Origin of the sequence: Nocardia sp. CDC159 (genome assembly GCF_023740735.1) — a bacterium.
Taxonomy (GTDB): domain Bacteria; phylum Actinomycetota; class Actinomycetes; order Mycobacteriales; family Mycobacteriaceae; genus Nocardia; species Nocardia pulmonis.
The window spans coordinates 210438-224412 of record NZ_JAMRXH010000006.1; the positions used below are offsets into that span (position 1 = coordinate 210438).

General features: G+C 70.6%; 13 protein-coding genes. 7 read left to right on the top strand and 6 right to left on the bottom strand.

The features are described from left to right. Positions 1-73: 73 nt before the first annotated feature. The gene (locus tag NDR87_RS15860; RefSeq protein WP_251913684.1) at positions 74-445 is read left to right on the top strand and encodes a VOC family protein; all 372 of its coding nucleotides are present in this window, start codon (positions 74-76) and stop codon (positions 443-445) included. 76 nt (positions 446-521) lie between these two features. Here the strand turns inward: NDR87_RS15860 and NDR87_RS15865 are convergent, their stop codons facing one another. Continuing rightward, the gene (locus NDR87_RS15865; RefSeq protein ID WP_251913683.1) at positions 522-1349 is read right to left on the bottom strand and encodes an ESX secretion-associated protein EspG; all 828 of its coding nucleotides are present in this window, start codon (positions 1347-1349) and stop codon (positions 522-524) included. 609 nt (positions 1350-1958) lie between these two features. On the opposite strand from NDR87_RS15865, the gene NDR87_RS15870 reads away from it, so the two are divergent. Then, a complete protein-coding gene (locus NDR87_RS15870) occupies positions 1959-3188 on the top strand; it encodes a hypothetical protein (protein ID WP_251913682.1) in 1230 nt (409 codons plus the stop codon). 1060 nt (positions 3189-4248) lie between these two features. Here NDR87_RS15870 and NDR87_RS15875 read toward each other — a convergent pair. The 4 genes from NDR87_RS15875 to NDR87_RS15890 all read right to left on the bottom strand — a co-directional run bounded on the left by NDR87_RS15875 (position 4249) and on the right by NDR87_RS15890 (position 8148). Next, positions 4249-4662 carry a hypothetical protein gene (locus NDR87_RS15875; protein ID WP_251913681.1) on the bottom strand — a complete coding sequence of 138 codons (414 nt, stop codon included), beginning with the start codon at positions 4660-4662 and terminating at the stop codon, positions 4249-4251. 212 nt (positions 4663-4874) lie between these two features. Beyond that, the gene (locus NDR87_RS15880; protein WP_251913680.1) at positions 4875-5102 is read right to left on the bottom strand and encodes a hypothetical protein; all 228 of its coding nucleotides are present in this window, start codon (positions 5100-5102) and stop codon (positions 4875-4877) included. 140 nt (positions 5103-5242) lie between these two features. Next, the gene (locus NDR87_RS15885; RefSeq protein ID WP_251913882.1) at positions 5243-6619 is read right to left on the bottom strand and encodes a metallopeptidase TldD-related protein; all 1377 of its coding nucleotides are present in this window, start codon (positions 6617-6619) and stop codon (positions 5243-5245) included. A gap of 2 nt (positions 6620-6621) precedes the next feature. Next, positions 6622-8148: a TldD/PmbA family protein gene (locus tag NDR87_RS15890; RefSeq protein ID WP_251913679.1), complete on the bottom strand. Its 1527-nt coding sequence runs from the start codon at positions 8146-8148 to the stop codon at positions 6622-6624. A gap of 182 nt (positions 8149-8330) precedes the next feature. On the opposite strand from NDR87_RS15890, the gene NDR87_RS15895 reads away from it, so the two are divergent. Then, complete coding sequence (locus NDR87_RS15895) at positions 8331-8984, top strand: TetR/AcrR family transcriptional regulator (RefSeq protein WP_251913678.1); 654 nt, start codon at positions 8331-8333, stop codon at positions 8982-8984. 1 nt (position 8985) lies between these two features. Here NDR87_RS15895 and NDR87_RS15900 read toward each other — a convergent pair whose 3' ends face one another. Then, positions 8986-9753, bottom strand: coding sequence for a TSUP family transporter (locus NDR87_RS15900; RefSeq protein ID WP_251913677.1), 768 nt, complete (start codon positions 9751-9753; stop codon positions 8986-8988). Positions 9754-9836: 83 nt separating this feature from the next. On the opposite strand from NDR87_RS15900, the gene NDR87_RS15905 reads away from it, so the two are divergent. From NDR87_RS15905 to NDR87_RS15920, 4 genes are all read left to right on the top strand, one after another. Next, on the top strand, positions 9837-11018 hold the full coding sequence (locus NDR87_RS15905; protein ID WP_251913676.1) for a histidine kinase: 1182 nt from the start codon (positions 9837-9839) through the stop codon (positions 11016-11018). Between the two features lie 45 nt (positions 11019-11063). Further along, complete coding sequence (locus tag NDR87_RS15910; protein ID WP_251913675.1) at positions 11064-11723, top strand: response regulator transcription factor; 660 nt, start codon at positions 11064-11066, stop codon at positions 11721-11723. A 72-nt stretch (positions 11724-11795) separates the two neighbouring features. Further along, positions 11796-12278, top strand: a complete 483-nt coding sequence (locus tag NDR87_RS15915; protein ID WP_251913674.1) for an FxsA family protein — start codon at positions 11796-11798, stop codon at positions 12276-12278. 72 nt (positions 12279-12350) lie between these two features. Beyond that, a complete protein-coding gene (locus NDR87_RS15920; protein ID WP_251913673.1) occupies positions 12351-13949 on the top strand; it encodes an amidohydrolase in 1599 nt (532 codons plus the stop codon). The last annotated feature ends 26 nt before the right edge of the window (positions 13950-13975 follow it).

The window sequence follows — 13975 nt, forward strand, 5'->3', positions numbered from 1 at the left end:
ATGCGATACGCACGTATATTTGCGTGCGTATCGCATACGAGTGGCCTTCGGGTCCGCTGCGCGGGAGGCGGCAATGTCCATCGTTCTCAATCACACGATCGTTCCGGCGACCGACAAGTATTCGGCGGCAACGTTTTTCGCCCAGCTCATGGGGTTGGCGGTATCCGCTCCGAGCGGGGCTTTCGTGCCGGTGCGAATCAACGACGATCTGACGTTCGACTTCGACGACCGCGGACGGGTCGAGCCCGGTCACTACGCCTTCCTCGTCGATGACGACACCTTCGACGCCGTGCTGGGACGGCTGACACAGTGGCCCGGGGTCGAGTATGGTTCCGGCCCTGAAAACGGGTGGGACCGGCGGGTCAACCACCTGGCAGGCGGGCGCGGGGTCTATGTTCGCGACCCCGACGGTCACAGCTATGAGCTGCTCACCGCCGTTCCCTGAACCACATTACGATCCCGTCGCTGCGGCAGCATCGGCTGATCGCCGAGTCGGATAAGTCTGTCTGGACCGACGCTGTTCAGGTCCGACCGTCGGCGGGCTCGGGGGTGGATGGGGCCGGTGCGCCGGGGTTGGGGTAATCCCCGGTGTCTTCCAGGTATTCGCGGTATTCGGTTGAGGCGTGGTCCAGGAGGCGGGTGAGGGCGGCCTGGAGGGCGAGGGGTTCGGCGGGGCGGACGGTGCGGGTGCGGGTGCCGGTTTCCAGGTAGCGGCCGTCGTCTTCGATGTCGTACCAGCGCATGGTGCCGACCTTGCGTGGTCGTTTGTTGCCGAGGTGGCGGGGGCCGCGGAAGACGGTGATCACGCCCGCGCCGGTGGCGGGGCGGCGGACCAGGCGGCGATAGCGTTGCAGGGGCGTTGTTTCGCCGGTGTAGTGCAGGGTCGGGTGATTGTCGGGATGCAGGTCCGCGGCGGCGAAGGTTTGGGTGGGGCGGGTCCCCGGGGGTACGGGTGGGAGCAGGGCGAGTAGCCGCGCGGGGAGTTGTTCGGCGGTCGTGATGGTGAGCTCGATGCGGGTTTCCCGGGTGAACTGGAGGGCTTGGGCGGCGTGGCGGTCGTGCCGGGCCGCGGCCACGCGGATGGGGCCGGATTCGTCGGAGACGCCGTGGATTTCGGCCCACACCTCCGGTGCGGTCAGGACGGTGAAGGCCCGGCGCAACAGATCGGCCTCGTTCCAACTCAGGCGGCCGTGCTCGGAATATTCGCGACGGACGGCGGCCCAGTGACGGTCGCGCTCGTTGACATGGCTGAACCTGGACAGATAGTCGAGCGGATAGAGCATGCGGTCGTTGGCCGGGCCGTACCAGAGGGCCGCGAATTCCTCCATATCGAACGACCAGGTCGCCATCGCTATTCGCCGATCGTGGGCTGGACGTTCTGGTCCCTACCCGATTCCGATGATTCCCGGCGCACCTCGTACTTCCTACCCCGGCGATCTCGATCGCCGAGGAATCGCAACAACCGCATCCGGGGAGCGCGCTGGTCGTTGAGGGCAGGATTGCCGTCGTCGGCGGCGTACGCGGCCGCGGCGCCGATGACCGCCGCTGCCGCGGGTCCCGCCTCGGATATGATGTCGGGCGGTGGAACCGGTTGTTCCGCTGGGGAATTGGAGGCGGCCGGTAGCTGGGGAGGGTGCGGCGCGGGTGGGACCGATGGAATGCCCGGGCCTGGCTTGGGGATCGGGGGTTGCGGCGGAGCCGCGGGGGCTCCCGGTTGCGGCGGGTTCGGTGCCGAGCCATGGGGTGCGCCCGGGGCCGAAGGCGGTGGGGGCGCAGGTGGATTCGGCGCCGGAGGCGAATGGGCCGGCGGGGCGGGAGGATTCGGGGTAGCTGGTGCCGGGGGTCCGCCCATTGCGGATCCCGGTGCGCCGACCGCCGGTGGATTCGGGGTCACCGAGCCCAGCGGGGGCACGGGATGTCCGATTCCGGAGGTCGGTGGGATCGGCGGCGCGATAGCGGTGTTGGAATGCAGACTGGGGCCGGGGGCGGCGGGTGCCGATGCCGAAGCTCCCGGCGCGATCGGTTGTGGGCGGTTCGCGTCTACGTCGGGACTCGGAGTAGATACGCCGGGCGGTGCGGTCGGCGAGCTGGGCGATGCGGCGGGTGCGTGGGGTGGCGTCGTCGAGACACCGGGGGACGCGGTTGATGGGGTGGGCGGTGCGGTGGGCGTGCTGGGCGGTGTAGTTGGTGCGGTGGGCGTGCTGGGTGCGGTTGATGTGGTGGGTGCGTGGGATGTGGTGGGCGCGTTGGGTGCGGTCGGAGGGTTGGGGGGTGTCGTTGGGGCGCTTGGAGTTGCGGGCGACGCACCGGGTGGCGTGGCCGGTGGGCTGGAGGGTGTAGTAGGCGCGCCGACCGGTGCATGCGGCGGGGTGGTCGGGGTGCCGGATGTGGTCGGCGTCGGTGCCTGCGACGCGGGCAGGTCGGGGGGTGACGTGCTGAATGGTGGTGTGGGGGCCGGTATTCCGCTCGGATTCGGCGTGGTGCCGAGGAGTGCGGGGGCGGATGGCGGGGTGCCGATGGTCGGTGTGCTGGGTGCCGGGGCGGTGGGGGTGGGTGGAGTGGAGAGGTTCGTGCCGGGTGTGGGTAGTGGGGAGGGTGTGGTCGGCGTGGGGGCCGACGGGCTGGGGAGTGGGGAGTTCGGTGGGGCGACGGGGATGTTCGCGCTCGATGCCGGGGCCGCGGGAGACGGCGAGATCGGCGGGTGGGAGGTTGCCGGTGCCGATTGGGTTCCCGTGGGCGGGGCAGAGCCGGGCGAGAGGTCTGGGCCGGGAGTGAGGGGCGGCGTGCTCGGAAGCTGGAGTGCGGGCGGGGTGAGGACCGGGGCGGATGCCGAGGTCGGCGTGGTGGAGGTCGGGGCCGTGCCCACAGGTGCGGAGGGGGAATCGTGGTGCGGGAAAAGGTTTGTACCGGTGAGCTTTTCCGACAGGGTCGGGGCATCGGTCGTCGGGGCGTGGGGCGACGTGGATGAACCGGCAGGGATGCTGTCGTGGGCGGGGACGGGGATGTCCGCGCGTGTCGGTGACGTGGGTCCGTCCGAGCCGAGGAGTTTGTCGCTTCCCGGTGCGGTCGCCTGCTCGGGGCGCGTTGCCGAGCCGGTGGAATCGGCCTGTGTCGCTTGCCCGGGTGTCGAGACCGAATCCGTTCCGCCATGCCGACCCGGCGGGGTACCGCTCGGATCTGCGTCGTGACCCGTTGTAGCGCCGATGATCTGATCGCCTTGGCGCCCAAGCAAGCTGCTGGTCGCAGATTCGTCTTCGCGTCCCGGCGCGGTGCCGAGGGACGGTTCGGTCTCGCGTGGCGGTAGGTCGGTGGTGGCGGTTCGGTCGGGGGATTGGTTGAGAAGTGTGTCGGCGGTCGGGGCGCTGGTTTGGCTGGACTGCGGGGTGGTTTCCGCTTCCGTCGCGAAACTGGTTGTGGGGCTGGCGGGTTGGTCGGCGCGGGGCGCGGTGGGGTCGCCGTGGGGGCCGAACAGGCTGCTGGTGGCGGGGTCGGGTTCGCGTTCAGGTGCGGTGGTGAGGGATGGTTCGCTTCCGGGTAGTGGCTGGCCTGTTGTTGTGCCGCTTGAAGCTGTTGTGGTCGCTGCGATTCCGTTGCCCGGTGGGGTGAGAAGCGTGCTGGGCTGTTCGCCCTCGTGGCTCGGGGCGTTGAGGGTGGGGTTGGGCAGGGCGCGGGAGGCCGGTTCGGGTTCGACACCCGGCGCGGTGGTTTGGCTGGGGGAGGGGGATTCGGTGGTGGGGGAGAGGGGTGGGGGGTAGGTGGGGAGTTTGGTGGATTGGTCGGTGAGGGGGAGGACGTAGCGCTGGTGCATTATTTGGCGCGCTTCGTCTTGGGACTGCTGGGCGGTTCGGGACTGGGTGTCGTAGGCGGTGGGGTCTTGTTTGGGGTCGGCGGTCAGGGGCGGGGGGTCGGGGAGGTAGGACTTGGTGGTGAGGGCTGCTTGGGCGGTGGTGGTGATGGCCTGGGCGGTTTGCTCGAACAGGTCGGCCAGGTGGGTGGCGTGGGTGGTGTAGGTGGTGAGGGAGGTGGTGGCGGCGTCGGCGGCGGCACCGGTCCAGTTGCCGTCCACCGCGGTTCGGACGGCGCGCAGCATTTCGTCGGTGGAGTCGCGCCAGCGGGTCTGGGCCTGATGCCAGGCGGTGACGACCTCGGCGGTGTTGTCGGTGACGGTTTGGAAGGCGTCGTAGATCTGGCGGTGGGTGAGGGCGTCGACGTTTTCCGGGTTGGTGACGGCGGGCGCGTCGTAGTCGGTCATGCCGTGCCTCCGGTCGGCGGGGTGGGCTGGAGCGCGCGCAGGCGGGCGGCGAAATCGCTGTCGGTCTGTTCCAGGCGCTCGCGAATGGTGCGGAACAGGGTCTGCAGCTCGTCGGCCACCTGCCAATGGCTCTGCAGGGTCCGCTCCGCGCTGCCGGGACCGCCCGCCGCCTTCTCGCGGAAGGCTTGCACCATCGCGCGGGCGGAGGTGAGGACGGTGGACTGTTCGCCCAGCCCCCAGGGTTCGTGCTGGGACACCGAGCGGGTGAGCTGCTGGATGGCCTCGATATCGCTCTTGCGCTTGCGCATTGCCTGATCCAGGGCCAGGAAGGCCTGCGGGTCGACCTTCAGGGAAACCGCCCCGGCCCGGGCCTGTTCGATCAGTGGACCGAATCCGCCGCTCTGTTCCATGCTGTCCCCGCCTCGACTGTGTGTCCGTGTGATCGCTTGGACGCGCCCGTGGGCCACGCGGTTCCCGTCGATATCGAAACCCTTGTGCGCCAGGGACTCACGCCCGATATCCAGGGGGATCGGCGGCGCGGACGGCGTCGTGATCGAACCGGTGGGGCGATTCTGCCACAGGGGCGGCGGCCGCGACAGCCGATGGGCGCGCCGCGGCCTGATCACCGCTCGTCGGTGCGGGAGTTCCGCAGCCACTTCTCGATCTTGTCGAGGCTCCCGCTGCACACCACCGTGCCCTCGGGGTCGAACAGGTTCCAGCCGTAGGGCGGTTGCGGTTCGCGATCGACGAAATATCCGGGCCCGGCCTCGGCCTCGATGGCCCACAACCAGTCCCGGATCGACTCGAGCTCGCGGGAGTGATCCGGTCGTGACGGCGGTTGCGGAGTCACCGCAGGCCCGTCCGGAAGTCGCGGGCCTGACCCACGGTCGGGCGCACTTCAAAATCTTATCCTCGCCGACCGCTACACCGAGTCGTTTGGCCCGGATGCGCCGTCGGATCGCCGGTGGGCGCGGCAGCCGGCCGCCCGGATCAGGTCGCCTGGCTGACCGAGGACATGTGGAAGTCGGGGATGCGCAACGGCGGCATGGCCGTCCGGGTGAACCAATCCTTCCACTCCCGCGGCAGCGTCACCTCGGTGGCCCCGGCCTCGGCGACCCGGCGCAGCAGATCCAGCGGGCTCTCGTTGAAACGGAAGTTGTTCACCGCGGCGCGCACCTCGCCGTCCTCGACCAGATACACCCCGTCCCGGGTCAGACCCGTGAGCAGCAGCGTGGCCGGATCGACCTCGCGGATGTACCACAGGCAGGTCAGCAGCAGACCGCGTTCGGTGCGGGCGACCAGGTCGTCGAGCGAGGCCGCCGAACCGCCCGTCATCAGCAGATTGTCACCCGGAACCGTCACCGGCGCATCGAATTCCGCGGCCGTGGCGCGGGGATATACCAGCGCGGAGATCACGCCCTCGTGAATCCAGTCGACCCGCTGGGCGGACAGGCCGTTGTCGAAGATCGACAGCTGTTCGGAGGAGGCCGAGGTCGCGACGAAGGGCCGGTATTCCAGCCCGGGCGCGGCCGGGTCGGAATACAGCGTGAGGGGAATGTCGGTCAGCCGCTCGCCGACGCGCGTGCCACCCGGGCGGGAGAACGCGTTGTGCCCCTCCCGCGCGCCGCGCCCCTCCATCTCCCAGGCGAGGTAGATCATCAGATCGGCCACCGCCGAGGGCGGCAGCAGCGTCTCGTAGCGGCCCGCGGGCAACTCCACGCGGCGCTTGCACCAGTCCAGCCGCCGATTCAGCTCGCCGAGCAGTCCCGGCACGTCGACATCGGTGAAATCGACCGTGCCCGCCCCGACCCAGGCGCTGGCCGCCGAGCCGGAATCACCGCGCTTGCCATTGATTTCGATGGATCCGGTGGGCTGGGTCCAGCGCCGGCGCAGGCCGGTCGAGGTGCCCAGCCAGGTGGTGTGCAGCTGGTGGTGGGCGAAGCCGTAGAGCCGGTCGGCGGCATCGAAGCCGGGGGCCAGATCGCGGGCGATATCGGTGAAGACCTCGATGCTCGTCGCCGCGGGCGCGGCCGACCAGTCCGGGGCCGCGCCCTCGGACTCCAGCAGCGGCATCGCGTCCTGCGCCGGTTCGGCTCCGTCGGCGGCCTGCTCGCTGGCCCGCACCACGGCCTCGATATCGCCGGATGCCACGCTGGTCGAGCTGACGCTGCCCACCCGCGCCCGGTTCGGGCCCTCGCGGAAGATCGAGATGACCGCCCAATCCCGCGACACCGAGGAACCGTTGGTGGTCATGGAATTTCCGGCCCAGCGCAGCGACGCCTCGTGCGCGTCGGTGACGATCACGATCGCCTCGTCCGCGCGGGAGGCGGCCAGCGCCCGCTCCACGACCTCGCCGCCGTGCAGCACCGTCACCGCCCCGCCTCCGTCCGAGTGTTGAGAATGTTGACCCCGCGCACCAGCACCGACGGGCAGCCGTGGCTGACCGCGGCGACCTGACCCGGTTGCGCCTTACCGCAGTTGAACGCGCCGCCCAGCACCCAGGTCGACGGGCCGCCCACGGCCTCCATCGAACCCCAGAAGTCGGTGGTGGTGGCCTGGTAGGCGACATCACGCAGCTGCCCGGCCAGCTCGCCGTGGCGGATGCGGAAGAAGCGCTGGCCGGTGAACTGGAAGTTGTAGCGCTGCATATCGATCGACCAGGATTTGTCGCCGACGATGTAGATGCCGTCCTCGACACGCGAGATGAGCTCGGCGGTGCTGGTGTCGCGCCGCGGATCCGGCCGCAGCGACACATTCGCCATGCGCTGGATGGGTACGTGATGGGCCGAGTCGGCATAGGAGCAGCCGTTGGAGCGGTCCAGGCCCAGCCGCGGGGCGAAGACGCGGTCGAGCTGATAGCCGACCAGGATACCGTCGCGGATCAGATCCCAGCGCTGCCCGGCCACCCCCTCGTCGTCGTATCCCACGGTGGCCAGGCCGAATTCCTCGGTGCGATCGCCGGTGACGTGCATGATCGGGGTGCCGTAGCGCAGCGTGCCCAATTTGTCGGGCGTGGCGAAGGAGGTTCCGGCGTAGGCGGATTCGTAGCCGATGGCGCGGTCGTATTCGGTGGCGTGGCCGATGGATTCGTGAATGGTCAGCCACAGGTTGGTCGGATCGATGACCAGATCGGTGGGTCCCGCGGTGACCGTGGGCGCCTTGACCTTCTCGGCCAGCCAATCCGGGATGTGCGCCAGTTCGTCGGACCAGTCCCAGACGCCGTCGGCGCCGGTGACGTACTCCCAGCCACGTCCGGCCGGGGCGGCCAGGGTGCGCATGGTCTCGAAGACGCCCGCCGACGGATCGACGGTGATCGCCTCGAGTTGCGGGTGCAGTCGCACGCGCTGCTGGGTGATCGAGGATCCGGCGGTGTCGGCGTAGAAGACCTGCTCCTTGACCTGCAGCACCGAGGCGGTGACGTGGTCGACGCCGTCGGCGGCCGCCAGGCGCTCCGAATAGTCCTGCAGCAGCGCCACTTTCTCCGGAGTCGGCACGGCGAACGGATCGATCGCATACGACGACACCCACCGCGCGTTGTCGTAGATCGGCTCGTCGGCCAGCTCCACGCGCTCGCGGTTGAGCGCGCGCAAGGTGGTCGCGACGGTCACCGCCCGGCGCGCCACCTCGGCCGCGGTGGCGGGGGACAGATCGGCGTGGGAGGCGAAACCCCAGGTGCCGTCGACGATTACGCGCACCGCGAGGCCGAGATCGGTGGCGTCGCGGACGGCTTCGACGCGGCCGTCGCGCAGCCGGATCGACTGGGTGACCAGCCGGTGCACGCGCAGATCGGCGTGTTCGGCACCGGCGGCGCGCGCCGCGGTGAGCGCGGCGTCGGCCAGCTCGGCCAGCGGTAGCGCGCGGAACTGCTCGTCCACGTCCCGGGTTGCGATGCTCACTCCGAATACGCTAATTGCCCGCTGAGGCTTCGTTCAACTGGCTGCCCCGGAGGTGGCGACACGCCGTGCAAACTGGCATCGAGTGCAAACATGCACGAAATGCGGGTCGGCACGGGGTGAAACGCGCGCGCGACACGCAGCCTGCCGCGTGTTGCCCGATCAATGCCGTACTGTCTGCCCGCGTGCCGCCATCCGCACTCCGTGACCGCAAGCGAGAACGTACCCGCCGCGCAATCCTCGAGGCCGCCGTCGAATTGTTCGAATCCCGTGGCTATGAGGCGACCACCGTCGCCGACATCGCCGCGGCGGCCGAGGTGGGCACCCGGACGTTCTTCAACTACTTCGAGAGCAAAGAGGAGTTGCTCTTCCCCGAGCCCGACGATCGGGTCCAGGCCGCGGTGCACGCCATCGCGACCCGCCGCCCGGACGAGCGTCCCGTCGAGGTGTTGCTGCGCGCGCTGCGCGCCGCGGGCGACAACCCCGGCGATCACATCGGCGACGATCTGGCCGCCCGGATCGCGGTGCTGCGCGCGCAGGTCTCGCGCACGGTGCCCGCGGTGAGCGGGCGCGCGGCGCATGCGCAGCTGGCCGCGCAGCAGGAGATCGCGCGCCAGCTCCGGGTCGCCTTTCCCGACGAACTGGACGAGGTGGGTGCGGCCGCGCTGGTCGGCGCGGTCGTCGGCGCGGTCTCGGGCGCGCTGACCGTGCTGTTCTCCGGCCGCCACGCCCTCGAGGACGGCGATCGGTTGCACCACAAGATCCGCGAGACCACCTCGCGGGTGCTGGCGCCCTGGCTCTCGTCCGGACGGCATATGACCGCCGAGGTCCGGCGCTGAGTCAGCCGAACTGCTGCCAGCCCAGCCGAATCACCATCGCCACCACCACGACCAGCAGTACCGCGCGCACGAAACCGGCGCCGCGGGCCAGTGCCATGCGCGAGCCGAAGATCGCGCCGACGATATTTCCCGCCGCCATGGCCAGGCCCAGCGCCCACAGCACATGGCCGGTGGCGCCGAGGAAGATCAGCGAGCCGAGATTGGATCCGCAGTTGATCACCTTGGCCATCGCGGCCGCGCGCACGAATTCGGTGCCCAGCAGGGTCGCGAAGCCGATGATGAGGAAGGTGCCGGTGCCGGGGCCGAGCAGACCGTCGTAGCAGCCGATGAGTCCGGCCGCCAGCGCGACGACCAGGATCGTCTTGCGCCGGGTCGGGGGATGGGTGGCCATCGTGACGCCGATCGAGGGCCGCAGCGTCACGAAGATCGCCACGCCGACCAGCACCACCATCACGATCGGAACGAACAGGCGGCGATCGATCAGCCCGACCGCGGCCGACCCGGCGGCCGAGGTGAGCGCGGCGATGACCCCGCCCGGCAACAGCAGTCGCCAGCGCATCGGCACCCGGCGCGCGAAGGTCACGGTCGCGGCGCTGGTCCCGCAGAACGCGGCGATCTTGTTGGTGCCCAAGGCAGTCTGCGGGGCGATGGTCGGCGCCACCAGGAACAGCGTGGGCAGCACGATCAGCCCGCCGCCGCCGACCACGGCATCGACCCAGCCCGCCGCGGTCGCCGCCGATACCAGCGCCGCCCAATCCGCGAAATCCACCAGCCGAGACAACCAGACCCCGGATGAATCCGGCAAATCGCCGGATACCGCGGTGCGGTGGCCCCGGCGCATAGGCTGGTCGGGTGCGTCGATTCAGTCTCTGGCTCCGCGGCAAACCCGTGGTCGCCGATTCGATCCTGGCGTTCGTACTGCTGGTGGTCGACGTGCTGTCGGTGCTCAACAGCGACCATCTGATCCCGGATCTGCTGATGAGCATGGCGATTCCGGTGCCGCTGGTGTTCCGGCGGGTGTATCCGCGGGCCGCGGCGGGGGCGCTGCTGGCGCTGTCGTTCACCGCGACGGTCGTCGGCTCCGCGCTGGGCAACGAGCCGGAGTATCCCGCGCTGCTGGCGCTGGGCATCATGCTCTACACCCTGGTCGCCTATCTGGGCCGCCGGGAGGGACTGATCTATCTGGCGGGCCTGGTCGGCGATGCGCTGCTGTCGGTGCTGCTGACCGGTCAGCAGCTCGCCTCGACGGCGGCGTTCCTGGCGCTGTACTACGCGCTGTGCTGGACGCTGGCCGAATTCCTCGGCGCCCGCCACGCCTACGACCAGGAGGTCGCGGCCCGGCTCGCCGTCGCCGACTACGACCGCGAACGCGGTGCGCACGAGGCGGTTTCGGCCGAGCGGACGCGTATCGCGCGCGAGCTGCACGATGTGATCGCGCATGCGGTCAGCGTGATCATCGTGCAGGCCGACGGGGCCAAATACGCGCTGCGCCGCGATCCCGACACCGCCGAGCAGGCCCTCGCCACCATCGCGAGCACCGGCCGCGAGGCGCTGCGCGAACTGCGCCGCACGGTCGCGCTGCTGCGCACCGAGCACGCCCCCGAACAGCTGCCCCAGCACGGCACGGCCGGTCTGGCCAAGGTGGTGGAGATGATGCGCAATGCCGGCCTGGTCGTGGAATTGGAGCTGACCGGTGAGCTCGACGATGTCGCGCCGGAGGTCAGTCTCGGCGTGCACCGGATCGTGCAGGAGTCGCTGACCAATACCTTCCGGCACGCCGGTTCGGATCCGAAGGCCTGGGTGCGGGTGCGCCGCCGCGCGGACGATGTGCTGGTGGAGGTGGTGGACTCCGGACCGCCGGGGGGTGCGGAAACCGCGACCACCCGGGGCGGAATCACCGGCAGCGGACTCGGATTGGTCGGCATGCGGGAGCGGGTCGCGGTGCTCGGCGGCACGCTGGAGGCGGGTCGGCGGCCCGAGGGTGGATGGCGGGTGCGGGCCACCATCCCGCTGGCGCGCGAGGGTGCCGAGTGAACCCGGGGCGCGCGTTCGGTCCGGACCGCCCGATAGATTGATGACGTGCCGATCACCGTTCTCGTCGTCGACGACCAGGAATTGATGCGGGCCGGGCTGAAGATGGTGCTGGGCGCCCACCCCGATCTGGAGGTGGTCGGCGAGGCCGATACCGGGGCGGCCGCGGTGGCACGGGCGCGCGAGCTGACCCCCGACGTGGTCCTGATGGATGTGCGCATGCCCGTGGTCGACGGCGTGACCGCGACCGCGCAGATCCTCGAATCCGGCTGCGGCAGCCGGGTTCTGGTGATGACCACCTTCGACCTGGACGAGCACGCGCTGGGCGCGCTGCGGGCGGGGGCGAGCGGATTTCTGCTCAAGGACACCCCGCCGGAGGACCTGATCTCGGCCATCCGCAGTGTGGCGGCCGGGGATGCGGTGGTCTCACCGAAGGTGACCAAGCGGCTGCTGGACCGCCTCATCGCCGACGATCCGGGCGGGATGCGCGATCCGTCGGTGCTCGACGTGCTGACCGCGCGCGAGCGCGAGGTACTCGAGCAGATCGCCGCGGGCCGGTCCAATGCCGAGATCGCCGCGCAACTGTATCTGTCCGAGGCCACGGTGAAGACCCACGTGGGCCGGGTGCTGACCAAGCTGGGCCTGCGCGACCGAGTGCAGGCGGTGGTGCTGGCCTACGAGACCGGGCTGGTGCGGCCGGGGGCGTGATTGTCGGCCGGGTCGGGAGAAAAATCGGACACCCGGGCGTTGAACGGGTAGAGAGTCGCCGAAAGGACCGTCATGCCCGCCCTGTTGTTCGTCCTCTACCTGGTCGCCGAGGTCGCCACGCTGGTCGTGGTCGGCCATCTGCTGGGTGTCGTGCCGACGATTCTGCTGCTCATCGCCGGTTCCGTGCTGGGGCTGGCGCTGGTGCGCTCGCAGGGCCGCCGGGTGTTCGAGCAATTTCGGCGGGCGAGCCGCGGCGAGATCGCGCCCGGCACCGCCGTGGCCGACGGGGCGCTGGTGGCGGTGGGCGCGGTGCTGATGTTCGTGCCCGGCCTGCTGACCTCGCTGCTGGGCCTGCTGTTCCTGCTGCCCACCCGGGCCCTGCTGCGTCCGGTGCTGACCGCCTTCGCCGCCCGTCGCGTCGGCCGGTTGGCCACGGCCACCCGCTACCACGGCGTGGTGGTCGATCCGAGCGGGGACGTGGTCGACGGGGTGGTGGTGCACCAGTACTACGACGACGGGCAGGGCAGCGCGCGGCGCGGCATCGATCAGGGCTGAGTCCCCGAGAGGCCTATATATAAGGAATAGGCCGCGCGGACCGGCGCTGCGGGCGTGGCAGACTCAGGGGTCGTGAGTACCCAGTTGCTGGTCGGCGGTCGCATCTACAGTTCCAGTTCTCCCGACGCCACGGCGATGGCCGTGACCGATGGAATGGTGGTGTGGGTCGGCGCCGATCGGCCGGGGCGGGCGCTGTATCCCGACGCCGAGATCATCGAGCTCGACGGGGCGTTCGTGGCGCCCGGATTCGTGGATCCGCATGTGCATGTGACCGGGCTGGGCCTGCAGTTGATCGGGATGGATCTGACCCGGGCGCGGTCACTGGCTCAGTGCCTGGAGCTGATTCGCGCCTACGCGGCGGCGCACGACGACGCGGTGCTGACCGGACAGGGGTGGGACGAGACGGGGTGGCCCGAGCGGCGGCCGCCGACGATCGCGGAGATCGATGCCGCGGTCGGGCCGGGCCGGTTGGCGTATCTGACGCGGGTGGACGCACATTCGGCGGTGGTATCGACGGCGATGCTGGCGGCCGTGCCGCAGGCACGGGACGCGAACGGGTACACCGCGGGCGAGCCGCTGCGGGCCACGGCCCATCATCTGGTGCGCCAAGCGATGATCGAACGGCTCGATCGCGCCCAGCGCGATCGGGCGCGCCGGGCCGCGCTCGACCACGCCGCCGCGCACGGGGTGGTGGCGGTGCACGAATGCGCCGGGCCGGAGATCTCGGGGCGGACCGATGTGGCCGAGCTGCTGGAGTTCGAGCACGGCGTGCAGGTGCGCGTCTACTGGGGCGAGGCCGTGCGCGATGCCGACGAGGCCCGCGCCCTGGTGCGGGAACTGGGGGTGCACGGCCTGGCCGGAGATCTGTTCGTCGACGGCTCGCTCGGCTCGCATACCGCCTGGCTGCGCGAGCCGTATGCCGATCGGGACACCACCGGCGTGCGCTATCTCGATGCCGACGCCATCGCCGCGCACGTGCGGGCCTGTACCGATGCGGGGGTGCAGGCCGGATTCCACGCCATCGGTGACGGCGCGATCGAGGCCGTGGTGCAGGGTTTTTCGCGGGTCGCGGCCGAGGTGGGCGCGCCCGCGCTGGCCGCGCGCGGCCACCGCATCGAACACGCCGAACTGCTCGACGCGAGTCAGATCGCCGCACTCGCCGAGTACGGCGTCATCGCCAGCGTGCAGCCCGGCTTCGACGCCGCCTGGGGTGGATCCGACGGAATGTACGCCCAGCGCCTGGGCGCGCGGCGGGCCGCGGCGCTGAATCCGTTCGCCGCCATGGCCGCCGCGGGGGTGGCGCTGGCCATCGGCTCCGATGCGCCGGTCACCGCGCTGAGCCCGTGGGAGGCCGTGCGTGCCGCGGCCAACCATCGCACCCCCGGCCACCGGATCTCCCCGCGCGCCGCCTTCGCCGCCGCCACCCGGGGCGCGTGGCGAGCGGGTGGGATCCGCGACGGCGTCGCGGGCACACTGGTCCCCGGAGCGCCCGCCTCCTATGCCGTCTGGGACGCAACCGAATTGGTGGTCGCCGCGGCGGCCGATTCGGTGCAGCGCTGGTCCACCGATCCGCGCTCGCGGGTTCCGGGTCTGCCGCGGCTGGATCCGGGCGCACCCGTGCCGACCTGCCTGCGCACCGTCCACAACGGCACGGTGATCCATCGGGTCTGACCGCCGCGGCGACGAATCCGCCGGTG

Excerpts from the sequence above, each read along its gene's own strand:
- NDR87_RS15860 (WP_251913684.1), top strand. The coding sequence starts at position 74 with ATGTCCATCGTTCTCAATCACACGATCGTTCCGGCGACCGACAAGTAT.
- NDR87_RS15865 (WP_251913683.1), bottom strand. The coding sequence starts at position 1,349 with ATGGCGACCTGGTCGTTCGATATGGAGGAATTCGCGGCCCTCTGGTAC.
- NDR87_RS15915 (WP_251913674.1), top strand. The coding sequence starts at position 11,796 with ATGCCCGCCCTGTTGTTCGTCCTCTACCTGGTCGCCGAGGTCGCCACG.
- NDR87_RS15875 (WP_251913681.1), bottom strand. The coding sequence starts at position 4,662 with ATGGAACAGAGCGGCGGATTCGGTCCACTGATCGAACAGGCCCGGGCC.